A 26,996-nucleotide genomic window follows, 5' to 3' on the forward strand; every position below is an offset into this window, starting at 1 on the left:
AACCAACTTAACTTCCGACCACGCAAAACACTCGGCTTTCAATCACCTCATTCCCTCTTGCCTTTCCTGCTCAAACCCATCTAATTCCAAAAACCAGCCCAGGTGCACTTTGGGTTTCAATCTGCAGACTATCGCTGGTGCGGCTATGCGGAGGCGCTGGGAGGGAGCCGCAGGGCGCAGCGTGGGTTGTGCAAGGCGCAAGGCAAGCCGGTGGACGGGTGGAGAAGCGCGGGAGCGGCGGAGGCGTATCGCTGCCTGCTGCATGCGGAGGGACGGGAGGTGAAGGACGCGCAGAACGAGAAGGTGGTGCAGCGCGGCGTGAGCGTGGAGTCGGCACGAGCGGTGCTGGCTGAGAAAGGCAGGCTGAGCCCGGCGGAACTGGTGCGGCTGCGGGTGCGTTATTTCACCGACGGCGTGGTGTTGGGCAGCCGGGAGTTTGTGGAAGGTGTCTTCGAGGCGCAGCGGGAGCAGTTTGGCCCGAAGAGGAAGAAAGGGGCACGGCGAATGGCGGAGTGTGAGGGGGCTTTCTACACGCTGCGGCAGCTTCGCGTGGGAGCCGTGGGGTAGGATGGGTTTGCCTTCATCATGCTCACTATTTGCCTGGTGGCATGTTTGCTGTGTTGGCTGGCATGTTTGCCTGCGACTGATCGGGATCGGCGTTTCGACGCTGGTGACGCCGGAGCAAAGGCGGCAGTTGAGGCTGGGGATTTGCGGGGGCTACGGGCGTGCGGCGGGGAGGGGCTCCCCTGCCCTGGGTGCGGCGGGCCTGGGCCGGGTGCAAGGTGGGGGCTGATTTTTCTGCGCGGTGGGCGCAACTGGCGGGCGGGGGGAGTGAATTTATATGAGAGACAAGCGGGCTGCGGGTGGTTATGCTGCGGTGGCTGGTTTGAGATTTTTCACTTTCCCTGATGCCTCTATGAAAACTCCCTCTCTTCTTTCCCTGTGTGTGCTGGCGGCGGTGTGCGGTGTGGCGACTTCCTGCACGGGCAATCTTTTCAAGCGCACGCTGCCCGCGGTGACGACGGCGACGAACTCCAAGCTGGCGTCTCCGGCCTTTGGCACGCCGGCGTATGTGAGCGAGCTGCGGCCCTACGGTGCGCCGTATGAGCGGAGCGGCTTTTACCCCTACAGCATGGCCCGCCCGGGCGGGATGGGCTACTATGACCGGGTGGCCTCGCCGCATGGGTCGTATGAGTACCTCTACCATGACATGGAGGTGCCGCACCCGGCGCCGGGGACGCGGCTGAAGGAGCGGACGGTGCGCTACACCTCGCACCACCCTTCGTCCTGGGGTGCGCCTGTGTGGGTGACGACTTTCAAGCCTGCGGTCTTTGCACGGCGCGGCAACGCGGCGGCGGCCTCACCTGCGGCCGGCTCTGGCTCTGAGTGAGGAGACAGGGGGGTGAGGCGGGTGCTACTCTTTTTTGGCGGCGGCCGGGAGGCGGAAGCCGAGGTAGGTGCCGTTGGAGATGCCGAGCAGGGCGAGGAGGGTGTCGTCAAACACGGGCAGTGAGCGGCTCTTGGCCACGGTGACGACAAAGACGACGCCGAGGACGAGCGTCCAGATGAGCATCTGGTAACGGTGAAAGCTGTAGCGGCCTTCCTCGGTCATCCAGTCGTCGAGCAGGCGCATGACGGGGCTGCCGCTCATGCGTGCGCAGTCGGCCTGCTGCTCCTTGAGCCTGGTGAGGTTTTCGACGAAGTCGGGGGAGTCTGCCTTCTGGGCGAGCTGGAGGGTTTTCTGCGACTGCGCGGAGCGTGCCTGGAGTGTGACGATCTCCGCCTGGAGCGTCCTGATCTTTTCTTCGAGTTCAGGGAGGTCCTTGTTGAGCTGGGTGGTGTGCCGCAGGTGCATGTCGGCGATGTCGCGACTGATGGCGGGGCGGTTTGCCTCTGCGGCGGTGTCGTGCTCCGCCTGTCTGGCTGCGATGTCGGCCTCGAGCCTGAGGATGGCGCGGTTCAGCGCTGGCAGGTCTGTGGACTGGGCTGCGGAGAGGGCCTGCTTCTTTTCGCCGATGGTCTGCCGGAGGTCGCTGATCTGGCGCAGGAGCTCGTCCTTGTCCACGGTGAGTGCGGTCTGCTGGGTGGCGACTTCGGAGTCGAGCCTGCGGATGAAGGCGGCGCGGCCTTCGGTGGGGAGGCGCTTGAAGGGGCGGGCATTGAGGCCGCCGCCGCTGCGGCTGCGGTCTTCGGTGATGACTGCGGCGCCGAGGGCGGTGCCTGCGCCGATGCCGATGAGCCAGAGGCAGGTGTTGTTGAGCACGGGCACCTTGTTCAGCGAGATGAAGAGAAAGAGGAAGGAGCCGATGACGAGGATGAACCAGAAGGCCATCTGCGAACGGGCGAGGCTGTAGGGCGGGATGCCGTCTGCGCGGAGGTCGCCCAAGGTGTCGCGGATGAGGTCTGTGCGGCTGGCGCTGACAAAGAAGAGCGCGAGGCAGACGACCATGAGCAGGAGCGCGATGGAGAAGAGCGTGCCGTCGATGACGACGAGCCTGAGGATGCTCATGCCCGGAAGGGGCTGGGTGTCTGAGGCGACGTACCTGATGGCGGTGGGGAGGAGAAAGGAGCGGTCTGCAAAGGGGCAGTTCAGGGTAAGCTGGACGCTGTCGTTCATGAGGATGCGCTTTCTGAGCTGCTGCCAGACGGCGGTGTTTTCTTCGTTTTCGACGATGGGGAAACGATACCAGAAGTAGTCGTCATAGTCGGTGGCGGGCCTGCGCTCGACCTTGGTCTGGGCCTCTTCATCGGGATTGGTGGGGGCGACGTTTTTGAGGTCGAGGTCATTGATGCGGAGGCGGAGCTCGGCGGCTTTTTTTCTCAGCATGCGCTTGATGAGCTGAGGCACCTCCTGCTCAAGCACGGAGACCTGCTGCTCTGCGGTGGAGGAGGCGAGCAGGGGGAGGAGGTTTTTGAAGCTGGGGAGCTTGAGCACGTCTGCCACGACGGCTTCTGCGGGGATCTCGTGCCTGCCGGGGGCGAGGGGGAGACGGCCAAAATCCCGTGGATCCGGGGGGCCGACGAGCTGGGCGTCTGCGGCGCGGAGCTGGTCGTTTTTGGCGCGGATGTCTGCGAGCACCCTGGCATCGTCTGCGGTGAGGGCCCCCTGCCCCACGTATTCATTGACGCGTGAGTCTGTCAGGACGCCGAGGGAGGCCTCGCGGATGATGAGGTTGGCGTCTGCGGCGCGCTTGAGGTAGCCGTTGAGGATGATGGAGCGTGCTTTTTCCGAGGTGCTTTTGGCGAGGTCTTCATCGACAAAATGAAGGTTGTCCGCCTGGCCGATGAGCCAGCCGTTGAAGTTTTTGACCTCGACGACGAGGACGTCACCGAGGGCGAAGCGGTCGCCCTCGCTGCGGGGCACGTTGCCCATGCCGCTGCCACGGGAGACCCAGGCGCGGAGGACGCCTTGGTGGAAATTTTCCGGTTCCGGCGGCACTGGGTCTGCCCGGACATGGCCGAGAAGGAGGGCGAGCAGGCAGCCGATGAGGACGGGGGTGCGGTGGCGCAGGAACGACACCTGGGAGGTGTTTTTGAGTGAATGCATGATTTTGACTCCCGTAATGTTCGTAGATTTGTGACGCAGTCTATCTGGCGGGTTCATTTGAATCCAGCAGGATTTTGTGCTGCGAATGGCGTGCAGGACAAGGGCGGGAGGCCGGGGCAGGAAGTCCCCCCCTGCCCTGCGTGCCTGGGCAAGCGCCCGCCCGCCAGCGCGGGAGGGAAAAGGACCTGCAGGCGGTGGCGGTGCGAATTTTCCCTGAAAAAGTTTGAAACAAACGGCCGCGTTTTGCATCTTAGCACGACTGCCATGCCTCGTCTGATCACACACCTCCTATCTGCGATGGTCCTTGCGGCCCTCGTTTCGGCGCAGGTGTTTGGCATGGGCCGGGGCTTTGTGTGCGACTGCGGCGGTGTGGAGACGGTGACGCTGGAGGAACACTGCCACGGCCCGCACTCCGCAGCCTGCCATGAGCACGAGCATGAGGCTGCGGAGCCCTGCCATGGTGGCGAGGATCATCGTGAGGGAGACAGCCATGAGCACGAGGCGCTGAGCGAAAGCCTGCGCGCGAGTGTGTCGCCAGGGCTGGCCTTTTCCGCCCCGGTGCTGAAGATTGTCACTGTGGTGCTGGAAGAATGGGGCTCGCCACTGCTGCTGCCTGATGCGCACAGCATGGCTGCCGAGGCGCGACCAGACACGGGACAGGCCGTGCAGCGACCGTGGCCGCAGGTGCTGACGCATGCGGTGGCTTTGAGAATGTGAGAGCGGGCACAGCCTGCCATCCCAAGACGGATGGCCGACGGGCTGTGATGCTGATGCTTCCCCCCATCCTTCAGGCATGGCTGGTCCACGCCTGTGCTCTCAAACTTTTCTGCCTTCATGAAATCCACTTTGCTTCTTACCCTGCTGCTTGGCGCCTTTGCCAGCAGCGCCCCGGCTTTGACCCTGTCTCTGGGAGAGATCGCGCCACGAGTGCGCACCCACAATCCTGCGCTGAAAGCGGCGCGCCTGACCATCGCGGAGGCGCAGGGCCGGCAGCTCGGCGCGGGACGGCTGAGCAATCCTTCCTTCAATTACGATTTTCAAAACCAGAGCCATGTGAGCCCGAGGACGGGCGTGTTCTCCTTTGACCAGTCCTTTCCCCTGACCCGGCGTCTGAGCCTGGAGAAGCAGCTCACCTCCCAGCTCGTGCAGGCCGCTGAACTGGAGGTGCGGGATGTGGAGCGCAAGCTCATCGCCGAGGCACAGCAGCAGGTGGTGCGGCTGCTGACGCTGACGCGGCAGAAGGATCTGCGGCAGCAGCAGACGGAGCTGGCGCAAAAGCTGGCGGACTTTGCCGACGGGCGCGCAAAGGCGGGCGAGGTCTCGCCGCTGGATGCGAAGCAGGTGCGGCTGGACTCGCAGCGGCTGCGGGTGGAGAGCCGCCTGCTGGAGGCGCAGAGCGTGAGCCTGCTGGGGCAGCTCAAGCCCATGCTGGGGCTGAATGCGGAGGACAGCCTGACGATCTCCGGCGACCTGCCGCCCATGGTGCTGCCGAAGGTGACGACGTGGACAGTGCGGCCGGACTACCGGCTGGCGCAGACGAAGATCATCGCCGCCGAGACCGACAAAAGCCTAGCGCGCGCCAACCGTCTGCAGGATGTGAAGATGGGCCTCTTCGCCTCGAATGAAATGCAGGATGTGCCAGGAACGGGGCGCGTGTACACGGGCTACGCGGGCTTCCGCTTTTCACTGCCGCTGCCGTTTTGGAACCGCAACCAGGGCGCCATCGCGGAGAAAACCGCCACTGCGGATCGCGCGCGCCTGGAGCGTGACGCGCTGGCGATGCAGATCAACAGTGAGTCCGGCACGGCGCGCAAGGAGATGGAGACGAACGCCTCGATCGTGCGCGAGGCGCGAGAGGACCTGCTGCCGCTGGCGGCGCAGCAGATGGAGGCGATGGAGAAGGCCTACGAGTCCGGGCAGGCGGAGCTGCAGTCCGTGCTGCGCTCGCGCGACCAGCGGCTGCAGCTTGAATCCTCCACGCTGGATGCGCTGCGGGATTTCCACCTGGCGCGGATCCGCTACGAGGCCGCCGTCGGCACCCACAGCCACTGATTCCCCCCCTTTCCATGAAGCGCTTTTTCCTTTCCCTCCTGCTGGTGCTGCCAGCCCTTTTTCTTCGCGCGGCGGACTCCGGCCGTGCGGACAACCTCATCATCCTGGACCCCGCTGCCGTGGCGAATCTGCAGCTCGAATACACCGAAGCCGAAGAGACCACGTTTGAGGACACCGTCTTTGCCCTGGGCGCGATCGAAGTGCTGCCGGGTAAAAAAGCCATTGTCAGCAGCCGCATCCCGGGCCGCGCGTACTCGGTGCTGGTCATTCCACACCAGGAGGTGAGGCAGGGGGACGAAGTGGCCTGGGTGGAAAGCCGCCAGCCCGGAGATCCGCCGCCCGTGGTGAAACTGGAGGCCCCGATCAGCGGGCTGGTGTCCAAGGTTCAGATCGCCCAAGGGCAGCCGCTTTCCCCGGATGATGCGCTGGTGGAGATCGTGGACCTCAGCATCATCGAGGCCAATGCGCATGTGCCGCAGCATTTTGCGGGGAAACTGGCCAAGGGGCAGACCGCGCACATCCGCGTGCCCTCGCTGCCAGACAAGGTGTTTGAAGCGCGGCTGGAACACATCGCCGCGGAGGCGGACGAAGCCACCGGCACGATCGAGGCGGCGTTTCACGTGGCCAATCCGCAGAAGCTTCTGAGGCCCGGGATGAAGGCGGAGTTCAACATCGTCGTGAGCAAGCGCGAGGGCGTGATGTCCATCCCCCGTACCGCCGTGCAGGGAGATGTGGCGGAGCGCTTTGTGTACATCAAAGACTACGAGCTGAAAAACGCCTTCCTGAAAAGCCCCGTCGTTGTCGGCGCGCAGAACGACCAGTTTGTGGAGGTGAAGGAGGGGCTGCTTCCCGGAGATGAAGTGGTGACGCGCGGAGCCTATGCCCTGGGCTTTGCGGGCAAGGGCAGCGTCAGCCTGAAGGAGGCCATGGACGCCGCCCATGGGCACCCCCATGCGGAGGACGGCAGCGAGCTGAGCGCGGAGGACCTGCAGAAGCAGCACGACCATGAAGACGGAGACGACCACGCGCATGCGAAAGGCTGGACACAGGCCACCACCTTTTTTGCCGCCACCAGCGCCCTGCTGCTGGTGCTGCTCATTCTCAGCATTCTCCAGAAACGGAATCCCGCCGCCCTCTGACCCATGCTCAACAAGCTCATCCGTTTCTCTCTGCACAACCGGCCGCTGATGCTCATGGCAGCGCTGTTTGTGCTGGTGTTTGGCTGGCAGACGCTGCTGCAGCTGCCGGTGGAGGTGCTGCCAGACATGACGAAGCCCACCGTCACCATCCTCACCGAGGCGCCCGGCCTCGCGCCGGAGGAGGTGGAGACACTCGTCACCCAGCCGCTGGAAAGCGCGGTGCAGGGAGTGGGCGGACTGGACCGCCTGCGCTCGAATTCGGACGTGGGGCTCTCGCTCATCTTTGCGGAGTTTGCCTGGGGCACGGACATCTACCGCGCGCGCCAGCTTGTGCAGGAGCGCATGCAGAATGTGCTGGCCACGCTGCCCAAGGACGCAACGCCGGGCATGACGCCGGTCTCCTCCCTCATGGGGGAGATCCTGCTCGTGGGCATGCGCTGCGATAAAAAACCCGGCGAACCGGGCTACATCCCGCCCATGGATCTGCGCACGCTCGCAGACTGGACGCTGCGCCGCCGCCTGCAGAGCATCAGCGGCATCGCGGAGGTGCTGACCATCGGCGGCGGGGTGAAGCAAATCCACGTGCAGCCCAATCCCTACCGCCTCGCGGCCTTTGGCATCACCTTCGCAGAGATCGAGGCCGCCGTGAGCCGTGCCGCCGGGAACTCCACCAGCGGCTACCTCCAGGCCGGCCCGCGTGAAATCATGGTGCGCAACCTCGGCATGACCACGCGACTGGAAGATCTCTCCCGCACCGTGATCAAGACCGTGGGCAGCCGCCCCGTGCTGATCAGCGACGTGGCGGAAGTGCGCCATGCCGTGCAGACGATGCGCGGAGACGCCAGCGTGAACGGCACGATGGGCGTGATCCTCAGCATCGACAAAGCGCCCGGCTTTGACACGCTCAAGCTCTCGCGCAAGATCGAGGACGCGCTCAAGGAGTTCCGCCCCACGCTGCCGGAGGGGGTGAGCGTGGAGATCATGTTCCGCCAGGGGGACTTCATCGAGCATGCCATCGGCAATCTCCGGGAGGCCATCCGCGACGGCGCCATCATGGTGGCCGTGATCCTCTTCATCTTTTTGCTGAACCTGCGCACCACCGCCATCACGCTGATGGCCATGCCGCTGTCCTTTGCCGTGACCATTCTCACCTTCAAGGTCTTCGGCATCAGCGTCAATTCCATGACGCTGGGGGGCCTGGCCGTGGCCATCGGCATGGTGGTGGACGACGCCATCGTGGATGTGGAGAACGTGTACCGCCGCCTGAAGGAGAACGCCTCCGCCCAGGCGCCGAAGCCGTTTCTGGACGTGATCGCCACGGCCTCGGGGGAGGTGCGCAACTCCATCCTCTACGCCACGGTGCTGATCATCCTGGTCTTCCTGCCCCTGCTCGGCCTGGAAGGGCTGGAGGGCCGCCTTTTCACGCCCATCGCCATCGCCACCATCACCAGCATGGCGGCGTCGTTTGTGGTCTCCCTCACGGTCATTCCGGTGCTGTGCTCCCTGCTGCTGAGTTCCAAGCCCTCCGGCCGGCCGCACCGGGACGGCTTTCTGGTGCGGGGGATGAAGTGGATCGTGCAGCGCACCTTTCTCAAGGCGGCGCTGGGCGCGCCCCTGCTGATCATCGCGGCGGCGGGCGTGCTGCTGATCGCCGCGCTGATGCTGTATCCCATCATGGGAAAAGAGTTTCTACCAGCCTTCAACGAAGGCAGCGCCACCATCTCTCTGGCCAGCGCGCCGGGGACCTCGCTGGCGCAGTCCAATGAGATCGGCGAAGTGGGCGTGCGGCTGCTGCAGGGCATCCCGGAGGTGAAGAGCGTGGGCCGCCGGGCCGGACGCGCGGAGCGTGACGACCATGTGATGCCCGTCAGCGTGAATGAATTTGACGTGGAGTTCAAGGAAGGCGGCAGGCCGCGTGAGGAGGTCTTTGCGGTGATCCGCGAGCAGCTCAAGGCCATCCCCGGAACCTTCCTGAATGTGGGCCAGCCCATCGGCCACCGCCTCTCCCACATGCTCAGCGGCGTGTCCGCAAAGATCGCGGTGAAAATCTTTGGCCCCGACCTGGGCGTGCTGCGGGAGAAAGGTGCGCAGGTGCGCGACGTGGCCAAAACGGTGCCCGGCCTGACCGATGTCATCCTCGAAGCGCAGGTGCCCATTCCGCAGATCAAGATCGAGGTGAACCGGGAGCGCGCCATCGCCTACGGCGTGCAGCCCGGGGCGCTCAATGAGCAGGTGTCCACGCTGCTCGGCGGCAAAACCATGACGGAACTGCGCGAAGGCCAGCGCACGGTGGATCTGGTGCTCCGCCTGCCCGAAGACTGGCGGGACTCCCCTGAGAAGCTCGGCGATCTGCTCATTGAAAATGACAGCGGCATGCGCATCCCCCTGAAGCTGGTGGCGGACATCCGGGAGGGCAAGGGCCCCAACGTCATCAATCGTGAAAACACCCAGCGCCGCATCGTCATCGGCGCCAACACCTCCGTGCGCGACCTGGAGTCTCTCGTGGGGCAGTGGGAGGCCGCCGTGAGGGAGAAGGTGAAGCTTCCGGAAGGCTACTTCCTGCGCTTTGAGGGCGAGTTCCAGGCGCAGCAGGCGGCGGCAAAGCGCATCGCCTTTTACTTCGCGCTCGTGCTGCTCGCCATCACCATCCTGCTCTACGGCTACTTCCGCAGCCTCTCGCTGGCGCTGCAGGTGATGGTGAACATTCCGCTCGCGCTCATGGGCGGGCTGGCGCTGACGTGGCTGCTGATCAACAACATCAGCATCGCCACCATCGTGGGCTTCATCGCGGTGGGCGGCGTGGCGGCGCGCAATGGCATCATGATGATCAGCCACTACCTGCACCTGATGGCGCATGAGGGGGAGAGCTTCAGCCCGGGCATGATCGTGCGGGGAACGCTGGAGCGGCTGGTGCCGGTGCTGATGACGGCGCTGAGCGCGGGCATCGCGCTCATTCCCCTGCTGCTGGCCGCCCACGAGCCTGGAAAGGAAATCCTGCATCCGGTGGCCGTGGTGATCGCGGGAGGCCTCGTCAGCAGCACCTTTCTCGACCTCATGGTCACACCGGCCGCCTTCTACCTCTTTGGCCGCCGGGCCTCGGCAGCCGCCCTGCGCAGCCGCGCTCCCGCAGCACTCTGATTTTTTCAACCCTACCAGACCAGCCCATGAAAAACCAGCTCATCACCGTCCTGGCCCTCATCGCCAGCATGGCCGCCGCGCACGAAGCCGTCACGCTCGGCCCCGATGGCGGGCGCGTCCTCTATGTGGACTCACCGGTCACGCCGAATGTGGAGGTGCTCGTCAACCCGGAGGGCCGCGCCGAGATCGCCCTTTTGGACAAGGACCGCCGGCCCATCTCCAACGGGGAGCAGACTCTCACCGTCACCGCAGGCCCGCGCACCGCGCTGAAAAAGCTCGCGCTGGAAAAGCAGGGCGCGAAATTTCTCACCGACAAAATGCCGGACGGCGCGCCCTATGTGATGGTGATCCAGATCAAGGAAACCGCCGGGGCCAAGCCCATCACCGTCCGCCTGAACTACGACCCCGCCCCTGCGGAATCCGGCAGGCCGAAGTACCTCGACAACAGCGTCAACGCCCACAGCGGTGAGAACATCGAAGTGCCCGCGACCGCCGCAGGCATCTGGGCGGAGATCAACCAGCACCAGTCCGAGCTGACCGAGGGCGTGGCCGAAAAGAAGTACGAGGCTCTGGACGAAGTCACCCGGGCCTATCCCAAACTCGCCAGAGCCCTCCCTGCGCAGTCCGGAGACAGTCAGGCCGCCGCACAGACGCTGGTGGACAGGCTGGTGAAACAGCTCGCGGACGTCCGCGAGGCCAGCGCGGCCCGGAAGCTCGACACCGCCGCCCCGGCGCTGGAAGGCATCGGCACCGTGCTGAAGAAGCTCAAGGCCCTCTACCCCGATGAAGTCGCCAATGCCACGCTCAAGAAATGATTCTCAACCACCTGCAAGCAACCTAACACAACCTACCACAACCCAACATAACGCACCCATGAAAACCCAGCTGATCACCATCCTTGCCGCTCTCGCGCTTGCCCTCGCCTGCACGGTCAACGCCGCCGAAGACAAGCATGACCACGGAAAAATCAAAGACGGGCCCACGGGCGGACGCCTCATCACCGAGGTGGAGCCGCATGCGGAGTTCTTTGTGAACAAGGAGAACAAGGTGGAGATCCGCTTTGTCGATGATGACAACAAGGTCGTGCCGCCCGGAGAGCAGATCGTGACTGTGACGCTGGGCGAGCGCTCCGCGCCGACGAAGCTGAGCTTCACCAAGGAGGGCGACAAGCTGATCAGCGACAAAACCATCCCCGCCGGCAACGACTACCCGACCGTGGTGCAGATCCGCGCCAAGGAGGGAGCGAAGCCGGTGAACGAGAAGTTTCACCTGAACCTGGACTCCTGCCCGACCTGCAAGAACAAGGAGTACGCCTGCACCTGCGCACACGGCGCTGAGGAGGAGAAGAAGGGCAAGTAGGCCGGAGAGAGGAGAGAGAGGCCCCCTGCCCCGGTGAGGGGTGGGGCTGCAGGGGGAGGATGGAGTGGAGGTGCCGCTTTCGAGGGGCTCACATCGGGCGTGGGGTGATGGGGCTGGCGAGGGTGTCACCGGCTGCCGCACTAGGGTATGTGCTGGTAGGCGGGAGCCACCGAGCACGGCCAAAGCGGTAGCTGCGCTCATTCTTCGCTCCGCGACCGCAGTCCATATGGGAGGCGAGCTTGCGGGGCGCTTTTGGAACCGAAGCGCAGCGGAGGTAGACAGCCGCAGGCTGCCCGTAGGGTGAGCGTAGCGAATCAATGCGGTCGCGCAGATGCACGGCGCAAGCCTGCATCGGAGCTGCCGCTTTCGAGGGTTCACGGCGGGCGTGGGAGCTGGGGCTGGCGAGAGCGTCACCGGCTGCCGCTCCCGGGTATGTGCTGGCAGGCGGAGCCACCGAGCACGGCCAAAGCGGTAGCTGCGGTCGTGCCTCCCTTCGCGACCGCAGTCCATATGGGAGGTGCGGCTTGGCGGGGCGCTGGATGGGAGACTACTGGGGCACGGGAATGGCCTTGGGGACGGCGTCGTCTTCGCGGGGGACGGGGATGGCTTTCGGAGCGCCGCCGGGGGCGGTGGTGCTTTGGTAGGGGTCTTTGCCGAGGACGACGGTGGACACCGGGGTGACGGGGATGACGCGGGCTTCCCCCTCCACAAAGAGGGCACGCGGTGGTGTGGCGAGGAGCTGGGAGGCGGGGGCTTTGCCGTCCCAGCCTTTGGGCTTGCCCTCGGTGACCATGGCGAAGACGGCGGCCCACAGGGGAAGCGCGGCGGTGGAGGCGGTGGTGGTGGCGCTGATGGGGGTGTCTTTGTCGTGCCCGATCCACACGAGGCAGGTGCGCTCGCGGTCGGAGCCGATGAACCAGGCGTCGGTGCGGTCGTAGGTGATGCCGCCATAGCCGGCGATGCTTTTGTTGGCGAGGCCGTGGGCGACGAGGGGCTTGCGGTATTCGGGGCGCTCCATGCCGGTGATGAGGGTGTCGCGCACATGGGCGACGGCGGAGGGGGCGAAGACTTCGGTGCTGCGGACGGTGGGACCGACGAGGAGGTGGGGGGCGGAGCAGGTGCGGCCGTCGTTGGCGATGGCGGTGAAGGCGTGGGCGACTTCGATGAGGCGGAGGGGGCTCTGGCCGAGGGTGAAGGCGGCCTCGGTGCGCAGCGGGGTGGTGAAGGCGCAGCGGTTGAGGGCGGCGCGGAGGGGATCGAGACCGACCTGGTAGCCGAGGCGGACGGTGGCGGCGGTGCGGCCCTCCAGCAGAGACTGCCTGGGGGTGATGGTGCCGCCGGTGTAGGCGACGGGCTCGCCCTCTGCGCCCCATTCGCCGAGGGTGCCGACCAAGCCGCCGATCATGGCCTGCTTGTTGTCGAGGGGGCCGTCGATCTGGGAGGCGTCGGTGAGGTCTGGCTGGGCGGTGAGGGCGGCGGCGTAAACGAGGGGGAGGAAGGCGGTGCCGGGGGGGCGGATGCCGTCGAGGGCGCGGTTGAAGGGGCTGGTGGTGAAGTCGCGCCCGCCCTGCATGGCGAGGATGGCGCCGGTGGTGTTGTCGAGGACGATGACGGCTCCCTGGAGGGCTTTGTCCTTGGGGGCGAGGGTTTCGAGGTGTTTGCGGACGAGGGCGTCCAGCTTGTGCTGCCAGTCGAGGCGGAGGGTCATGGTCATCTCCGGCGGGGTGCCGGGCTTGAGGCCGAGGCGCTGGAATTCGGCACGGGCGGCGGCGAGCATGTAGCCGGTGCGGACGCGGTTTTTGTCATGCCGGACGACGAGGGGCTGGGCGCGGGCGGCGGTGGCCTCTGCCTGGGTGATGCTGCGGGTCTCGGCCATGCGCTGGAGGGTGAGGTCGCGCTTCTGTTTGGCGAGGGCGGGCTGGGTGATGGGGGAGAAGGCGACGGGGGCTTTGATGATGCCAGCGAGCGTGGCGGACTCGACGAGGGAGAGGTCGCGGACGTCTTTGCCAAAGTAGCAGCGGGCGGCGGCACCGACGCCGCTGCAGCCGGTGCCGAGGTAGATGCGGTTCAGGTAGTGGGTGAGGATCTGCTCCTTGGTGCATTCGCGCTCGATGCGCATGGCGAGGAAGATTTCGGTGATCTTGCGCTCGTAGCTGCGGCCCTGGAGGCCGAAGGCATTGCGGGCGAGCTGCTGGGTGATGGTGCTGCCGCCCTGGCGGATGCCTTTGGCGGTGAAGTTGGCGACGGCGGCGCGGCTGAGGCCGATGATGTCGAAGCCAGGGTGGGAGAAGAAGCGGGCGTCCTCGGTGGCGATGACGGCCTGGACGAGGGTGATGGGGACGTCTGTGAGGGTGATGAGCTCGCGCTCGATGTCGCTGGCGCTGCCGATGGGCTCGCCTTTGGCGCCGATGATGAGGGTTTCATTCTGGCCGCGGTTGAGCGCGGCCATGTCGAAGGTGGCGGCGAGGGCGGAGTAATGACGCCAGACGAGGGCGAAGGCGCTGAGGCCGAGAAGCGCGAGGATGAGGCAGGTGCCGCCGACCCAGCGCAGCCAGCGCGGGAGGCGGCGGCCGAGGGTGCTGAGGGTGAGGAGAAGGCGGCGGAGGGGAAGCATGCGGGGGGAGAAGATTTTGTTTAGCGGAAGAGGCGCTGGAAGAAGCCGCCGATGCCGGGGGCGTCGTCGCGGTAGCGAGGGGGGCCGCCGTAGTAGCCGGGCGGGGGCTGGATGAGCTCGGGGGTGAGGGGGTCGTTTTCCTCGGGGACGGTGTCAGGGGTGAACTTGACGTCGTGGGCGGCGGGGCGGTCTTCGATGTCGCGGAGGACTTTGGCGATGACGGGGGCTGCGGTGCCGCCGCCGGAGAGGCCGCCCTGCCCTGCATCTCCCTCGACCATGACGGTGAAGGCGAGGGGGGGATTGGTGTCCACAAAGCCGGCGAACCAGACGACGTTGGCCTTGGCGCCGCGCAGCACCCACTGGGCGGTGCCGGTCTTGCCAAAGACGGCGACTTTTTTGAGTCGGGCGGCCTTGCCGGTGCCACGGGCGTGATTGACGACGCCAAACATGCCGCTGCGCACGGTTTCGAGGTCCATCTGGCTGACGGGGATGAGGGCGTCCCGGCAGGGCATGCTGACGTCTCCGAGGCGGCCGCTCTGGGACTGGGTGTGGGAGACGAGGCGCGGGCGGGGGCGGCAGGAGCCGTTGGCTAGGGTGGCCATGACCATGGCCATCTGGAGGGGGGAGGTCTCAGTGACGCCCTGGCCGATGGAGAGATTGGCGAGGTCGTGATTGGACGGGGCGGTCTGGGGGAGGTTTCCGGGGGCGGTCTTGAGCGGGAACACGGGGGCGCTGCCGAGGCCAAACTCGTGCGCCATGTAGAGGATGGGGCGGTCCCGGGTGACCATGGCGGACTGGTAGAAGTAGGTGTTGCAGGAGCGGATGAGGGCGGCGCGGGCATTGAACCAGCCGTGGTCGTCCTTGGACCAGTTGTCGAACTCGCGGCCGTCGATCATGAGGGAGGGGCCGCACTCAAACTCCTGCTGGGCGCCGACGGTGCCGGCGCGGAGCCCGGCCATGACGACGATGGGCTTGAAGATGGAGCCGGGGGGGTAGGTGCCGAGCAGGGCGCGGTCAAAGAGGGGGCCGTCGATGTCCTGGGCGAGGGCTGTGAAGTCGGTGGAGGAGATGCCGCCGGCGAAGGCGCCGGGGTCGTAGTGCGGGAGGCTGGCCATGGCGCGGATGTCTCCGGTGTAGGCGTCCACGATGACCATGGCGCAGCGGTGCTTTGACTGGGCGAGGGCGCTCTCTGCGAGGCGCTGCGTCTCGAGATTGAGGGTGGTGACGACGTCGCGCCCGGCGGCGGGCGGGGTGAAGACCTGCTGGTAGGCGACGCTACCAGCGTCTGCCATCATGAGGCAGAGTGTGCCATCGGTGCCGGTGAGCTGCTTGTTATAGGCGGCCTCGAGGCCGGTGGCGCCCTTCGTGCGCTGCCAGAGGGGTTCATTGCGGAGGATGGGGCCTGCGGGGGGCGGGCCGTCTGCGGAGATGTAGCCGAGGATGTGCGCGGCAAGGCCGCCGTGCGGGTAGTGGCGGAGGTACTCGGTGCGGAGGGTGGCGCGCGGGTGCTTCTGGGGATCGATGGCGAGGTCCTGGGGGAAGGCGTCGCTGACGGTGACGGGGAGCTCGCGGCGGCTCTCGTAGTGGCGCTTCAGGGTGTCGGCGTCGGGCATGCGGGCCATGGGGAGGTCGGCCTTGGTGGCGTCGATCTCCTTCTGCAGCCAGGCGGTGTAGGTCTCCAGGGTGCTGCGCTGGTCTGCGGGCACGGTGAACTGGAGGCGGCGCACGGTGGTGTTTTGCGCGAGGGGGCGGCCTTTGCGGTCAAGGATCTGCCCGCGAGGCGCGGGGATGGCGAAGTAGAAGGGCTTGACGTCAGAGCGGGAGCCGGTGCCGGGCACGAAGCCTGCAGGGGGCTCCTGCGCCTGGGCTGCGGAAAGCGCGAGGCCGAGGGCTGCGAGGATGCAGCGGCGGCGCAGGTGCCTGGGGGATGGGGCAGACGGCGGCGGGGAGGAAATCACGGGGGGAATTTGAGAGGGAGAATATCGCGAACGCGCGCGGACCGCCAACAAAACCGGCCTGCGCGTGAAGGATCGTCTCTGAAACGGCATTGGACGCGGTGAAGCGGGCGGGAGTTCAAATTTGGGGTGGTGAGGCGTGGTCTGATGCGCGTGTGGCGGTGGGTGGGACGCGGGACATGTCTGAAACACCATGAGAGCCGATCGTTGAGGCGGCGGCGCTGAGCACGTGAGCCGGTGTGGCGGGCAAGGACAGGCTGGAAGCCTGTCTCCCTCGGACAGCCGGGACGGCTATCCTCCGGGGGTTGGGCTTCGTAGGATGCCTGGGGGCGTTCGATGCCGTGAGAGCTCACGCGGGGGTCTGGGGGCAGCCTGCCGACCCCGGGCGCTTTGGCGTGACGGTGGCGGCGAATGCGGGGATGGTGACGGGCGTGTTTGCGGAGGAGGCGGAGGAGGCGGAGGCGCTGGAGTGGCTGCTGGGGGGATAAGAATCAACCGACAAAGAATGCGGCAGAGATGACGCTGCATGTGGCGGTGCCTCCCGATCTTTGCTCTGCCGCCCGATGAATTATTCATGGACCTCCGCCATGATTTCGGATGAGATGGGCTGCTGAACTGAGCAGGGAAAGGTGCGTCTGTGGGGCGTTTGCGCGGGCGGTGAATGCGCAGCGTTATATTGACCGCGCGGAATGGCCGGGGTAAGGCGGAGGGCCTCATGCCTGATCTTGTGTTTACCATCGTCTTTGTCTCAGCGTTTGCGTCGCTGTTCGTGGGCGGTGTTTTCACGGTGCTGAGCTTTGTGGCGTTTGACCGTCTGCTGCGCCAGGTGTGGGCGGAGTCTGAGGATGAGTGGATGAAGCTGGGAAAGCCGTGCGGCTTTTTCTGGGTGCCGCACGGGACGCGTGTCGGCTTCATGACGGGCTTTGTGCGCAGCGGACTCTATGACAAATGGGCGGCTGTGGATGAGGAGCCTTTTGCGGGGTGCGCGGAGTACCTGGGCAAGCTGAGGCGGTACCGGCGGATGTCCGGCTGGTGCCTTGCGGTGGGAGCGCTGCTGCTGGTGAGTGCGTTGGGGATGATGCTGGCGCAGTGAGCGGAGGGCCGTTCCTTTACGGCGGGTTGAGGGTGTGTTTGCAGGCGGGGCGGTGGCACAGGGCTCCCCTGCCCTGCCTAGGCAGGCCTGTCTGCGCAGGTTTCGGCCTGCCCATTTCAGGGCATCGACGGGAGCTGACTAAACTCGGCTAAAGATTGACTTAGGATTTTTAAAGCACGGCCTAGTTGCCAGACAGAGGAATGACTGGATGTTTGGGGCCTCATACCACGATGATGAAACCTTTCCATACTCTCCCCCTGCTCGCGGTGCTGGCCGCCACCTCTGTGTCACCGCTTTGTGCGGGCGAGCCTGCACCTGGCATCGCTGCGGCGGCGTCTGAGCCTGCGGTGTCTGCCATCAATGGCAAGCTGGACGCGAACTATGGGGCGATCAACCGCAGCTCCACGCGCGGGGTGGCGGGCACGTTTTCGCTGCCGCTGGGGCAGCGCTTTGGGGCGCAGCTGGACGGGCTGTACCAGCATGGGTTTTCGACCAACATCTTTGGCGTGGGCACGCACTTCTTTGCGCGTGATCCGGGCAAGGGGCTGATCGGCCTGGTGTTCAGCGGGATGACGAGCCAGAAGTTTACGGATGTGATCGTGGGCGCGGAGGGCGAGTACTACTTCAAGCAGCTGACGCTGGGCGCGGTGGCGGGGTATGACAACTACGACTCGCATGTGGCGACGACCTTTCCCGGGCTGGCGACGCACCAGAGCTTTGTGGCGGCACGCCTGTATGCGGCGGTGTATCCGGTGGATGATCTGATGATCCGCCTGGAGTACCAGAGCCGCTTTAACCACAACTTTTACATGGCGCATGTGGAGTGGCAGACGCCGCTGAAGGGCACGGCCGTGTATGTGGACGGGGGCGTGGGCGAAAACGGCTACGCGCACCTGCTGGGCGGGCTGCGCATCTACTTCGGCGGAGACAAGCCGCTGAAGGACCGCCATCGCCAGGACGACCCGTCCAATGTGAACTCGACTTTCATCGGCACGAACAGCGCAGGCTCCACCAATACGCAGCCTGCACCTGAAGCGCCGCCGGTGGAAGAATGCCATGATTGCTGTGAGTGCTGCTGACCTGCCGCGAGTCGGGCCAGCAGCTGCAAGTAAGTGTGTGTTATTTGATTGGGTTGGAAAATGCCCGGCGGGGAGGGGCTCCCTGCCGGGTGTTTTTTTGAAGGGTGCGGGGGCAAATGGTGGGTAGCGGGTGATTTTTAAACAACTGTTTATTTGAACAGTTTTTTAACTGTGCTAAAGAGGGTGCATGAGTCTGAGCTTCCGTGATCTTGCCGATATGGCTGCTGCCATCGAAGGAAATGAAGTCGCCGCACGCCAGTGGCTGCAGGCGGGGTTCTCCCCGGGGGATGCGGCGGCCTACGTGCGCGCGGGCTGCTTTGATGTGGACCGCACACAGGAGCTGCGCCAGGCGCACATCTCGCCCAGCCAGATCGCGGCGCTGGGGCTGGGCTGGGACTTCTGCGCGGGCACGGTGTCGCTGAAGGAGCTGCTGGCCTTCCGCACGCCCCAGGTGAAGGCGCCGATGCTTTGGTGAGGGGTGGCGTGGTGTGCAGGTGCCATGCCGCTCAGGTCATGCGCCCCCCCTGCTCTGGCGGAGTGGGACCAGCGTCGTAGCACTAGGCTGCGCGAAGTCTGCCGCATGGTGCAGCGGAAAACTGTCCGTCGGATGACGCGGGCGCGCTGGACGGTGCGAATGCGTGAGGGATCGGGACGATCCCTCTCCGCCGGAGGGCGTGTGCGGAGGCTCTGGCGGAGTGGGACCAGCGTCGTAGCACTAGGCTGCGCGAAGTCTGCCGCATGGTGCAGCGGAAAACTGTCCGTCGGATGACGCGGGCGCGCTGGACGGTGCGAATGCGTGAGGGATCGGGACGATCCCTCTCCGCCGGAGGGCGTGTGCGGAGGCTCTGGCGGAGTGGGACCAGCGTCGTAGCACTAGGCTGCGCAAAGTCTGCCGCATGGTGCAACGGAAAACTGTCCGTCGGATGACGCGGGCGCGCTGGACGGTGCGAGTGCGTGAGGGATCGGGACGATCCCTCTCCGCCGGAGGGCGTGTGCGGAGGCTCTGGCGGAGTGGGATCATCTTGATCCCACCACGCTCCGCAAAGTCTGCCGCATGGTACAGCGGAAAACTGTCCGTCGGATGACGCGGGTGCGCTGGACGGTGCGAGTGCGTGAGGGATCGGGACGATCCCTCTCCGCCGGAGGCTGGCGGGGGCGGAGGCTCTGGCGGAGTGGGATCATCTTGATCCCACCACGCTCCGCAAAGTCTGCCGTATGGTGCAGCGGAAAACTGTCCGTCGGATGACGCGGGTGCGCTGGACGGTACGAGTGCGTGAGGGATCGGGACGATCCCTCTCCGCCGGAGGCTGGCGGGGGCGGAGTTCTGGCGGAGTGGGATCATCTTGATCCCACCACGCTCCGCAAAGTCTGCCGCATGGTGCAGCGGAAAACTGTCCGTCGGATGACGCGGGTGCGCTGGACGGTGCGAGTGCGTGAGGGATCGGGACGATCCCTCTCCGCCGGAGGATCGCGCGGGGCGAAGCTCTGGCGTATACGCGACGAAGCTCTGGCTGGAGCACGCTGTTTACTTGGTTGGCGCGGCCTTGGCCGGGACGGGTGGGGGCGTGGCGGTGTCGTCGCGCTGGGTGGTGACCTGGTAGGTTTTGCCGTCGGTGGTGACGTTCACATTGCCGTGGAGGCCGGTGACGTAGGTTTTCGTGCCGAGGGCCTGAAGGTCTTTGGTGCTGCGGATGCCGCGTGCGTAGCGGGGGAAGACGCTGGCGATGGAGACTTCGGGGCGGGTGGCCTCACCGAACTCCTTGGGGATGGGGTGGATGCCGTGACCTGGGGCTACCAGAATGTGGCATTTGAGCTTTGAGCGATCAACAAAGGGCATGAGGCTGGCCTCGATGTCTTCGGTCTGGATGTCGCCGGGAAGGAGGAAGACGATGTCTCCGAACTGGATGCGGAGGGCGAGGGAGTTGGCGTTGACGAGGAAGTGGGAGGGGCTGTCGTTCTTGGGGCGGCCGGGGAGCTTGGGATCTTTGAAGAAGGTCTTGGGCGGGGCGATGACTTCGATCTTGAGATCGGGGTCGAGCGAGAGGGTTTCGCCGGCGGTGGCGCTGAGGTAGGCGTTGCGCGCGCGGAATTCTTCGCGGACGCGGGTGTAGTGGTCGAGCTCGGCTTTGTTGGTGCCGAGGTAGTCGGCTTCGAGGTCGCTGTGAAAGAGGTAGCCGCAGTCGATGAGGCGGCTGATTTGGAAGTGATCCTTGAGCCAGAGGAGGCCGCCGAAGTGATCGTAATGCGCGTGGCTCATAAACACGCCGTCGATGCGGGTGACGCCTGCCTTGGCGAGGTGCGGGGCGATGAGATCGCGCCCGGCATTGAAGTTGGCGAGCCAGCCGTCGGAGGAGAGTTTCTCAGGGTGCGCGGTGCCGGTGTCGTACAGCCAGGTCTTTCCAGAAGGCGTGCGCATGACGATGGCGAGGCCCGCGCCGCGCTGGATGTCGGGGATTTCGAGAACGGTGAAGCTGAAGGCGGGCTCGGCGGCGGGGGCGTGTGTGAGGAGGCAGGTGAGGAGCAGGAGGGAGGCGAGGATGCGGCAGGGCATGGGGGCTGGGGGAGGCGGGCAGATGGGTTCCAGACGAGAACGCTAGAGAGGGGAGGAATTAAACAGAGGAGTTTTGGGGGGACATGCTCTTCTGCTCATCACTTGGTGATGGCACTCTAAAGTCCTTTACGCTGATTTTTTTCAAAAAGCCGGCTGGTCGATCTTGTCCAAAACGGCGCGCTTAAACCAAGCTGGGATCTGGTCTGTTTTCAATTCCAGTCGCCTACCCTCGGTGATCTCTGCCAGCCAGGTGTGATTGTGGTCGGCATTGTCCGTGGAGTTGTCAAAGATATAGGCCCGGTTGGTGAAGCGAATGGCGGAGAGAAGCAGATCCAACGAGCGATAGTAGCGCTTCTCGACGCGGTCAGGGGCCACATCATGCCGTTCAATTTGACGCGGTTTTCCACGCGGGAGATATTGATGGCAGGATCATCTGTGGCCACATAATAGAGATAAGTGCGGTAGCCGGCTTTCTGGGCCTTCTGCAGCAACTCCACCTTGCCGGGGTGGGACATCACCGTCTCAAAGGTGAAGGTCCGCCGAGCCGCCATTAGCTGGTGCCGCAGAAAATCCGCGACCACAGAGGCAAAGTAGCTGTTGATGATGCGGGGTGGAAAGTACAGCCGTCCGTCAACAAAGCTCAAGCTACCGGCCGCTGCCGCCAAGTCCTGATGGATGAGGAATTCCGAATGGGTGAAGACCGCCAGAACTTCCGCCGCAGTGGTCTCGATGCCGAAGCTGTGCATGTCCACATAACCGCTGTCTCTCACAGCTTTCTCGATGTCATCCGGATTCAAATACACTCCCAGCAGCGGCTTCGGGAGGTAGGACTTCAGCACGCTCTTGCCAGACCCGTTCGGACCGGCAAACATGCGCAGCCTGGGTGTGGCCAGGCTCACTTGATCATGTAAACCGTGCCGGGTTTCACGCGGGTCGGGGGCTCGATGTGCTTGACCACCTCCCTGCGTCCGTCGGGGAAGACGCGGTAGATGGACGCACCCTCCGACTGCAGCACGCTCTGCCCCGATGCCAGCACCTGCGCGCTGGCGGCGGCAAAAGCCTGACCCGACAACGCGGGGAACTGGCTTTCGAGCACCTGGATATCGTGGTCTGACATGGGGCTAGATTAATGTACCTGCCACCTCAGATCAACCGCATCCTTCGTGCTGAGCGGGTGCGGAGACGAGGGGTGCAAATCCGATGAGCCATGAATGGACTGGCTGCTGCTGTTTTTTCACAGATCGTAAATCACCCGTGCGGCGCTGAGGGCGCCGGGTGGGTGGTCGGGGATGGATTCGAAGCGGAGGCCGGGGATCTGGGCGGCTTCGGCGGCGGTTTGGACGGAGTCGGTGACGAGGATTTCCCAGGGGCGGGCGGTGTCTTCGCCGAGCTTGCTGGCGGCGTTGACTTCGCGGCCAAAGACGTCGGAGTCGCCGATGCGGAGGACGGGGCCGTAACCGAGGCCGATGCATTGCAGGATGTGCTCCTCCTGGGGCTTGCCGGTGTTGTAGTCTTTGGCGGCGCGCTGCATGTCGATGGCGCACTGGAGGGCGCTGGCGACGGTGCGGAAGATGATGAGCATGCTGTCGCCTTCGACCTTCATGAGGAGGCCGTCGTTTCTGTCCACGCAGGGGGTGAAGATGCGCTGGGCCTCGTAGATGACCTGCAGGAAGTGGACGATGCCGAACTCGGCGGCATGGCCGGAGAAGCCGGAGAGATCGGTGAACATGACGGCCCAGGTCTCGCCAAAGAGGCTCCAGATGCGGGCGTCCACGGCGGCGCGGTCTGCGCCGGGGAGGAGGCGCTCTGCGAGGAGTTTTTCCAGACGCTGCTGAGAGGCGTGGATGGCGACTTCGTGGACGGAGGACATGAGGGGCTGCATGCAGTGGGAAAATGGGCGGTGTGGGGGCGCTGGGGTGCTGTGAAGGAGGGGAGCAACGGCGTGCCTGGAAATGGGTGGGGGTGCCTGGATGCTAGCTTTCCTGTGGTGCAAGCCAAGGCATTCTTCGGCTGCGGCTGCACAAGACCGCGCGCTGGGCACGGCGGCACGGCACTGGGACAGCAGGCGGTGTAGCGCGGGCTGCGGTGGGTCTCCGGGTGGCAGCGCTTGTCATTTAAGATTGGATGAAAGGTAAGTCTGAGCTTTATGAATATTTACACCCGAGCATTTAACCTATGCATTTATTATATTATTGACAGACTGGAGCGATTCACTTCCAATGGGCCGCATGGTGACCCCGGATTTATTCTTGGCCGCTGTGTGGCAGATGCCGGCGTGGTGCATGACTGCGCGGCGGCTGCGGCGTCGGGGTGTGGCGCGGACGGCGTGTGACGCTGAACCTCCCACCCAAGCCTGTGACGCATGAACAGCCAGGAAAAAAACAGCCCGCTCTTCTGGTGGCCAAACATCATGGTGATGGCAATGATGGCGGTGGGCATCCTGACGAAGCCGCAGTCGCTGACTTCGGTGCGGCCGTCCGGCACGCAGGGGGCGAAACCCGACGCGGTGCAGCCGGAGCACCGGCTGTGGGAGGACCCGCTGCCGACGCAGCCGAACAAGAAGAGCGAGGCGAATGCGACGCCTGCGCCGAAAGGTGAGACGCCCCCTGCCCCGCCCGAACTCACCGAGCAGCTGAAGACGTGGCTGAGCGGCGACCTGTCGGAGAGTGACAGCCGAGTATGCATCCTGATGGTGCACCTGCCGACCGGGGGCTACGCGGAGGAGGAGGAGCGGCGCATGCGCTTCCGCTACGCGATGCAGGCGGCCACGGGCTATGCGGGCTACAAGGCGGACGACCTGACGCCGATGGCGATCGTGCCGGTGAAGCATGCTGGAGCAAACCGCACGGTGGCGAAGGAGGTCTTCCGCCCTTTCAGCCCGGAGAGGAAAAACTGGCTGGCCAAAAAATACGATGTGGTGATGGTGGTGTACCTGGGAGATTTCCTGTTTGAGCTCAAGGCGGGCCAGCCGCCGCTGGCTGCGTGGCGGCAGGTGCTGCAAGCCATGGACCAACGCTGCGAGTACGTCTGCACCCAGACGGACAGAACAAAGCTGGAGGTGGACTTTCACATCATGGGGCCGAGCAATTCGGACCGGCTGGTGGACCTGTGCACGGACCTCTGCGTGGCGGAGGCAGAGGCTGAGGCTGAAGGCAAGACGACGAAGCTGGTGCAGCACGGGCAGGTGTGCTTTCACGCCTGCCTGCCCACGCTGGCCTCGGAGATCCTGATAAAGCTGGTGACCGACGCGGCGCCGAACAAGCCGGGCGGGCGTGACAGCTTTCAGTACCACTGCAGGCGGATGCTGGGGGACAAAAGAGTGATCGAGGCGACACGTGTGGGCGCCTCCCTGGTGCGGGTGGCGGGGGATGACTACGACCTCTGCAAGCTGCTGTATGATGAACTGGCCAGCCGGGGCGTACACCTGCAGGCGACGAGCGTGCCTGAGACCAAGGAGGATGCGACTGGCACCAAGGAGAAGACGCCGGAGCCAGCACTGAAGGCCAAGAAACATGATGACTGCCTGCTGGCGCTGATCTCCGAGTGGGACACGACGTACGGGCGGGCGCTGCCGCTGACGTTTAACGCGGTGATCCGGGAGTACGGCGCCCACCCGCAGCAAACCGAGGAGGAGAAAAAGAAAAACTGGTCCTGGCACTGGGAGGACCAAAACATGGAGTCGCGCACGCTGTGCCGGTTTTCCTACCTGCGCGGGCTGGACGGCCAGCTGCCGAATGACGCGGCGAAGAGCGGCCGCAGTGACAAGGAGGGCGGCGAGGGCGCGACGGACCGGCCGCAAGGACGCAGCCAGGCGGACTATGTGCACCGGATCGTGGAGCGGATGCAGGCGATCGAGCAGTCGGAGCTGCGGTCTTTCCGCGCCATCGGCATCCTGGGCAGCGACGTGTATGACAAGCTCATGATCCTGCGGGCGCTGCGGCCGGCGTTTCCCGGGGCGGTGTTTTTCACGACGGATCTGGACGCGAGCATGGACGACGCGAGCCAGTATGACTGGACGCAAAACCTGATCGTGGCCTCGCGGTTTGGCCTGCGGGCGCATGAGGCGTACCAGGGCTGGTCGCCGCCGTTCCGGGAGGGCTACCAGACGGGGTTTTACCTGGGGTGCCTGGAGGCGCTGGGGAGCACGTACTACGACTCCAATGCCAGGCTGCAGCACCTGACGCCGGTGGACTGGAGCGCGCCGTCGCTGCTGTTTGAGATCGGCCGCAGCGGGCCCTGGCAGCTGACGCCGCCGCCGGGCGCGGTGGCGAGGCTGCACGCTGCGGGCCATCCGCTGCTGTCGCTGTGGCCCGGCAAGCAGGAGTCCAAGTGGGAGCCGGAGCACCGGGTGAGATCCGGGGACGGGCAGAACATCGCGCCCCATGACATGCCGCACGCCAACCCGCAGCCGCAACCGATGGCGACGGTGACGGAGATGACCTTTCCGCTGACGCTGACGCTGGTGATCCTGGTGGCGGGTGTGTGCCTGAGCAGCTCGATGGGCCGCGAGCAGGAGGTGGTGACGGAAGAAGCGTCGTCGGTGGCCCTGAAAATGTGCACTTTGCTCCTGGGCTGGGTGTGGGTGGTGGGCATGTGCGGCTGGTGGCTGAGCAACAGGGAGGAGCCTTTCCTCTTTTGGAATGGCATCAGCGTGTGGCCGAGCGCGCTGATGCTCTCCACCGTGCCCTGCCTGTGCGTGCACTACTTGTGGACGTCATGGCTGAACCTGCGGCTGAACCGCGAGGCGCTGGCCAAGGAATGCGCCGCAGCCGCCGAGCCCTGGGTCGATGATGCCCCGGAGACACCCATGGAGAAGGCAAGGAGCGAAGGGATGGCACGCAGGCTCATCAAGCACCTCTTCCCGGCCTACAGCGATGGCGAAAGACTGGAGGAGCACTGGCAGAAGCACATCAAAAACTGCGGCTTTCAACGCTGCATGCGGCGCACGATAGCCTACGTCGTGGTGTGCACCCTGCTGAGCTGGATCGCGACGCTCTCGCTGCCGCATGTGCATACCAATCTGGTGCGCGGGGGCCTGAGCCGCATGCTGACGACGGAGTGGGTGCCGATGATGGCGCTGTTTTTCTTTTTGATGCTGCTGTTTTACGCGGTGGATGCCTGCCTGGTCTGCGCGGCGCTGCTGCGCACGGCGATCAAGAGCCTGAACGGGCGGGCCGACAAAGCGGCGGCTGCTGCGGAGCGGACGCATGCAGATGCCGGGACGAAAGCGGCCAATGATGCAGCGCCCAAGGTGGCAGTGACAAAGACGAGGGCAGCCGAAATGACACGCGCAGAGGCCAGGGCCCAGGCAGACGCCAAGGCGGAGGCAGAGGCGAAGATGGCGCGGCAGGTGCGGCAGATGATCAAGCGCTGCGCCTCGCGCGGGGACATCGTGGCGAGCTTTATCTACTACCCGTTCATCGTGCTGTTCATCCTGATCGCCTCGCGGCACCGGGTGCTGGACGGCTTTGACTGGTCGCTGGAGCCGCTGCTGATCTACTCGAGCAGCCTGCTGATCCTGGTGATCATCACGACGGTGCTGCAGGGCACGGCGAACCGGCTGAAAAAGGTGGCGGTGCGTGTGGTGGAAACCAGCCGGGAGCGCTCCCGCGGGGACACTTCCAGCCACGATGAGACGCTGAAGTACCTGGAGGGGATGGACTCGCCGGTGTTTTCCACGGTGTACTCGAACCCGGTCTTCCGCGCGGTGCTGATCCCGCTGGGCGGCACGGGGGCGCTGCATGGGCTGGATCTGCTGAGCACGCTGATGAAGTGATGCGCGGGCGCCGTTCGGGGCCTTATCTCATACCACGTTCTGCTGGAACCGGCCTGTCATGACACAATCCGTTTTCAAAGGATCGTGGTGCTACTTCTTTTTCGCGGGCTCGAAGGCGCGGGCGGTGGCGGCGAGGGAGATGGAGACGTCGAAGTAGTAGTCGGTCTCGGTGCCGTCGGGGAGGCTGACGTGCATTTTGTCGCAGGAGTCCACGAGGCTCTGGTCGATGAGCTTGGCGTCGATCTCATTGAGCAGGGCGTACTCCTCGGAGACGGAGATGACTTTCCAGGCGGTCTTGGGAGATTTGCCGTCGCCGGTGGCGGTGATGGAGCGCATGAGGCCGTAGAAGCAGTGGAAGTGGTGCATGCTGCCGGGGATGTCTCCGGCTTTCTTGAGGAAGTGGCCGCGGAGGTAGTGCACCTCGGCATCGACGGGGACTTTTTCGAGCCAGGCCTTGGAGAGTTCGAGGGCGCTCTTGTAGTCCTTGCTGCGGATGGCGGTGAAGACGGCCTGGCGCTCGGGCTCTACATTCCAGAAGGAGCTGAAGCCGGGCTGGGCGGCGTAGGCCATGCGCAGGGCGGTGTAGTCCTCTGCGCCGGGAAACGGCGGGACCTTGGGCGCTGCCGCCGGCTCGCTGTGGCCGACGCTGGTGAGGATGAGAACGAGCAGGAGGGTTAGGCAGGATGTTTTCAT

At 65.0% G+C, this 26,996-nt stretch carries 21 protein-coding genes; 13 read left to right on the forward strand and 8 right to left on the reverse strand.

Going from position 1 to position 26,996, the window contains the following annotated elements; genetic code table 11:
- The first annotated feature begins 102 nt into the window (after nt 1–102).
- Both ACFQDI_RS20110 and ACFQDI_RS20115 read left to right on the forward strand, forming a co-directional pair.
- The gene (locus ACFQDI_RS20110) at nt 103–567 is read left to right on the forward strand and encodes a hypothetical protein (RefSeq protein ID WP_377170208.1); all 465 of its coding nucleotides are present in this window, start codon (nt 103–105) and stop codon (nt 565–567) included.
- Nucleotides 568–916: 349 nt separating this feature from the next.
- Complete coding sequence (locus ACFQDI_RS20115) at nt 917–1,390, forward strand: hypothetical protein (protein ID WP_377170210.1); 474 nt, start codon at nt 917–919, stop codon at nt 1,388–1,390.
- Between the two features lie 24 nt (nt 1,391–1,414).
- On the opposite strand, the gene ACFQDI_RS20120 is transcribed toward ACFQDI_RS20115, so the two are convergent.
- On the reverse strand, nt 1,415–3,547 hold the full coding sequence (locus ACFQDI_RS20120) for a hypothetical protein (RefSeq protein ID WP_377170212.1): 2,133 nt from the start codon (nt 3,545–3,547) through the stop codon (nt 1,415–1,417).
- A gap of 264 nt (nt 3,548–3,811) precedes the next feature.
- Here ACFQDI_RS20120 and ACFQDI_RS20125 point away from each other — a divergent pair, with 264 nt between their 5' ends.
- The 6 genes from ACFQDI_RS20125 to ACFQDI_RS20150 all read left to right on the forward strand — a co-directional run bounded on the left by ACFQDI_RS20125 (nt 3,812) and on the right by ACFQDI_RS20150 (nt 11,235).
- On the forward strand, nt 3,812–4,264 hold the full coding sequence (locus ACFQDI_RS20125; protein WP_377170214.1) for a hypothetical protein: 453 nt from the start codon (nt 3,812–3,814) through the stop codon (nt 4,262–4,264).
- A gap of 117 nt (nt 4,265–4,381) precedes the next feature.
- Complete coding sequence (locus ACFQDI_RS20130) at nt 4,382–5,599, forward strand: TolC family protein (protein WP_377170216.1); 1,218 nt, start codon at nt 4,382–4,384, stop codon at nt 5,597–5,599.
- Between the two features lie 14 nt (nt 5,600–5,613).
- Nucleotides 5,614–6,738, forward strand: coding sequence for an efflux RND transporter periplasmic adaptor subunit (locus tag ACFQDI_RS20135; protein ID WP_377170218.1), 1,125 nt, complete (start codon nt 5,614–5,616; stop codon nt 6,736–6,738).
- A gap of 3 nt (nt 6,739–6,741) precedes the next feature.
- On the forward strand, nt 6,742–9,876 hold the full coding sequence (locus ACFQDI_RS20140; RefSeq protein WP_377170220.1) for an efflux RND transporter permease subunit: 3,135 nt from the start codon (nt 6,742–6,744) through the stop codon (nt 9,874–9,876).
- A gap of 26 nt (nt 9,877–9,902) precedes the next feature.
- Nucleotides 9,903–10,691 (forward strand): hypothetical protein, encoded by a 789-nt coding sequence (locus ACFQDI_RS20145; protein WP_377170222.1) that lies wholly within the window; start codon nt 9,903–9,905, stop codon nt 10,689–10,691.
- Between the two features lie 58 nt (nt 10,692–10,749).
- Nucleotides 10,750–11,235, forward strand: coding sequence for a hypothetical protein (locus ACFQDI_RS20150; protein WP_377170224.1), 486 nt, complete (start codon nt 10,750–10,752; stop codon nt 11,233–11,235).
- A gap of 547 nt (nt 11,236–11,782) precedes the next feature.
- On the opposite strand, the gene ACFQDI_RS20155 is transcribed toward ACFQDI_RS20150, so the two are convergent.
- On the reverse strand, nt 11,783–13,849 hold the full coding sequence (locus ACFQDI_RS20155; RefSeq protein ID WP_377170226.1) for a transglycosylase domain-containing protein: 2,067 nt from the start codon (nt 13,847–13,849) through the stop codon (nt 11,783–11,785).
- A gap of 20 nt (nt 13,850–13,869) precedes the next feature.
- A complete protein-coding gene (locus ACFQDI_RS20160; protein ID WP_377170229.1) occupies nt 13,870–15,807 on the reverse strand; it encodes a peptidoglycan D,D-transpeptidase FtsI family protein in 1,938 nt (645 codons plus the stop codon).
- 338 nt (nt 15,808–16,145) lie between these two features.
- Here ACFQDI_RS20160 and ACFQDI_RS20165 point away from each other — a divergent pair, with 338 nt between their 5' ends.
- The 4 genes from ACFQDI_RS20165 to ACFQDI_RS20180 all read left to right on the forward strand — a co-directional run bounded on the left by ACFQDI_RS20165 (nt 16,146) and on the right by ACFQDI_RS20180 (nt 18,451).
- Entirely contained in the window at nt 16,146–16,292 is a 147-nt protein-coding gene (locus tag ACFQDI_RS20165) for a hypothetical protein (RefSeq protein WP_377170231.1), read from the forward strand.
- 227 nt (nt 16,293–16,519) lie between these two features.
- Nucleotides 16,520–16,897 (forward strand): hypothetical protein, encoded by a 378-nt coding sequence (locus tag ACFQDI_RS20170; protein ID WP_377170233.1) that lies wholly within the window; start codon nt 16,520–16,522, stop codon nt 16,895–16,897.
- A gap of 230 nt (nt 16,898–17,127) precedes the next feature.
- Nucleotides 17,128–17,976 (forward strand): hypothetical protein, encoded by an 849-nt coding sequence (locus tag ACFQDI_RS20175; RefSeq protein WP_377170235.1) that lies wholly within the window; start codon nt 17,128–17,130, stop codon nt 17,974–17,976.
- Between the two features lie 187 nt (nt 17,977–18,163).
- Nucleotides 18,164–18,451 carry a hypothetical protein gene (locus tag ACFQDI_RS20180; protein ID WP_377170237.1) on the forward strand — a complete coding sequence of 96 codons (288 nt, stop codon included), beginning with the start codon at nt 18,164–18,166 and terminating at the stop codon, nt 18,449–18,451.
- Between the two features lie 1,050 nt (nt 18,452–19,501).
- On the opposite strand, the gene ACFQDI_RS20185 is transcribed toward ACFQDI_RS20180, so the two are convergent.
- The 4 genes from ACFQDI_RS20185 to ACFQDI_RS20200 form a co-directional block, all read right to left on the reverse strand.
- Nucleotides 19,502–20,527, reverse strand: coding sequence for a ComEC/Rec2 family competence protein (locus ACFQDI_RS20185; protein ID WP_377170239.1), 1,026 nt, complete (start codon nt 20,525–20,527; stop codon nt 19,502–19,504).
- Nucleotides 20,528–20,736: 209 nt separating this feature from the next.
- A complete protein-coding gene (locus tag ACFQDI_RS20190) occupies nt 20,737–21,426 on the reverse strand; it encodes a zeta toxin family protein (RefSeq protein ID WP_377170241.1) in 690 nt (229 codons plus the stop codon).
- Nucleotides 21,423–21,644: a hypothetical protein gene (locus ACFQDI_RS20195; RefSeq protein ID WP_377170243.1), complete on the reverse strand. Its 222-nt coding sequence runs from the start codon at nt 21,642–21,644 to the stop codon at nt 21,423–21,425. Before ACFQDI_RS20195 ends, ACFQDI_RS20190 begins: the two co-directional genes overlap by 4 nt.
- Before the next feature lie 117 nt (nt 21,645–21,761).
- Nucleotides 21,762–22,397 (reverse strand): adenylate/guanylate cyclase domain-containing protein, encoded by a 636-nt coding sequence (locus ACFQDI_RS20200; protein ID WP_377170245.1) that lies wholly within the window; start codon nt 22,395–22,397, stop codon nt 21,762–21,764.
- A 492-nt stretch (nt 22,398–22,889) separates the two neighbouring features.
- Here ACFQDI_RS20200 and ACFQDI_RS20205 point away from each other — a divergent pair, with 492 nt between their 5' ends.
- A complete protein-coding gene (locus ACFQDI_RS20205) occupies nt 22,890–26,303 on the forward strand; it encodes a hypothetical protein (protein WP_377170247.1) in 3,414 nt (1,137 codons plus the stop codon).
- Between the two features lie 90 nt (nt 26,304–26,393).
- On the opposite strand, the gene ACFQDI_RS20210 is transcribed toward ACFQDI_RS20205, so the two are convergent.
- On the reverse strand, nt 26,394–26,996 hold the full coding sequence (locus ACFQDI_RS20210; RefSeq protein ID WP_377170249.1) for a DUF4919 domain-containing protein: 603 nt from the start codon (nt 26,994–26,996) through the stop codon (nt 26,394–26,396).

The sequence above is a fragment of the Prosthecobacter fluviatilis genome (assembly GCF_042655725.1).
GTDB classification, from domain to species: domain Bacteria; phylum Verrucomicrobiota; class Verrucomicrobiia; order Verrucomicrobiales; family Verrucomicrobiaceae; genus Prosthecobacter; species Prosthecobacter fluviatilis.

Coding starts and splice junctions, on each gene's coding strand:
- ACFQDI_RS20115 (WP_377170210.1), top strand. CDS start 917: ATGAAAACTCCCTCTCTTCTTTCCCTGTGTGTGCTGGCGGCGGTGTGC.
- ACFQDI_RS20120 (WP_377170212.1), bottom strand. CDS start 3,547: ATGCATTCACTCAAAAACACCTCCCAGGTGTCGTTCCTGCGCCACCGC.
- ACFQDI_RS20125 (WP_377170214.1), top strand. CDS start 3,812: ATGCCTCGTCTGATCACACACCTCCTATCTGCGATGGTCCTTGCGGCC.
- ACFQDI_RS20130 (WP_377170216.1), top strand. CDS start 4,382: ATGAAATCCACTTTGCTTCTTACCCTGCTGCTTGGCGCCTTTGCCAGC.
- ACFQDI_RS20135 (WP_377170218.1), top strand. CDS start 5,614: ATGAAGCGCTTTTTCCTTTCCCTCCTGCTGGTGCTGCCAGCCCTTTTT.
- ACFQDI_RS20140 (WP_377170220.1), top strand. CDS start 6,742: ATGCTCAACAAGCTCATCCGTTTCTCTCTGCACAACCGGCCGCTGATG.
- ACFQDI_RS20145 (WP_377170222.1), top strand. CDS start 9,903: ATGAAAAACCAGCTCATCACCGTCCTGGCCCTCATCGCCAGCATGGCC.
- ACFQDI_RS20150 (WP_377170224.1), top strand. CDS start 10,750: ATGAAAACCCAGCTGATCACCATCCTTGCCGCTCTCGCGCTTGCCCTC.
- ACFQDI_RS20155 (WP_377170226.1), bottom strand. CDS start 13,849: ATGCTTCCCCTCCGCCGCCTTCTCCTCACCCTCAGCACCCTCGGCCGC.
- ACFQDI_RS20170 (WP_377170233.1), top strand. CDS start 16,520: ATGCCTGATCTTGTGTTTACCATCGTCTTTGTCTCAGCGTTTGCGTCG.
- ACFQDI_RS20175 (WP_377170235.1), top strand. CDS start 17,128: ATGATGAAACCTTTCCATACTCTCCCCCTGCTCGCGGTGCTGGCCGCC.
- ACFQDI_RS20180 (WP_377170237.1), top strand. CDS start 18,164: ATGAGTCTGAGCTTCCGTGATCTTGCCGATATGGCTGCTGCCATCGAA.
- ACFQDI_RS20185 (WP_377170239.1), bottom strand. CDS start 20,527: ATGCCCTGCCGCATCCTCGCCTCCCTCCTGCTCCTCACCTGCCTCCTC.
- ACFQDI_RS20195 (WP_377170243.1), bottom strand. CDS start 21,644: ATGTCAGACCACGATATCCAGGTGCTCGAAAGCCAGTTCCCCGCGTTG.
- ACFQDI_RS20200 (WP_377170245.1), bottom strand. CDS start 22,397: ATGTCCTCCGTCCACGAAGTCGCCATCCACGCCTCTCAGCAGCGTCTG.
- ACFQDI_RS20205 (WP_377170247.1), top strand. CDS start 22,890: ATGAACAGCCAGGAAAAAAACAGCCCGCTCTTCTGGTGGCCAAACATC.
- ACFQDI_RS20210 (WP_377170249.1), bottom strand. CDS start 26,996: ATGAAAACATCCTGCCTAACCCTCCTGCTCGTTCTCATCCTCACCAGC.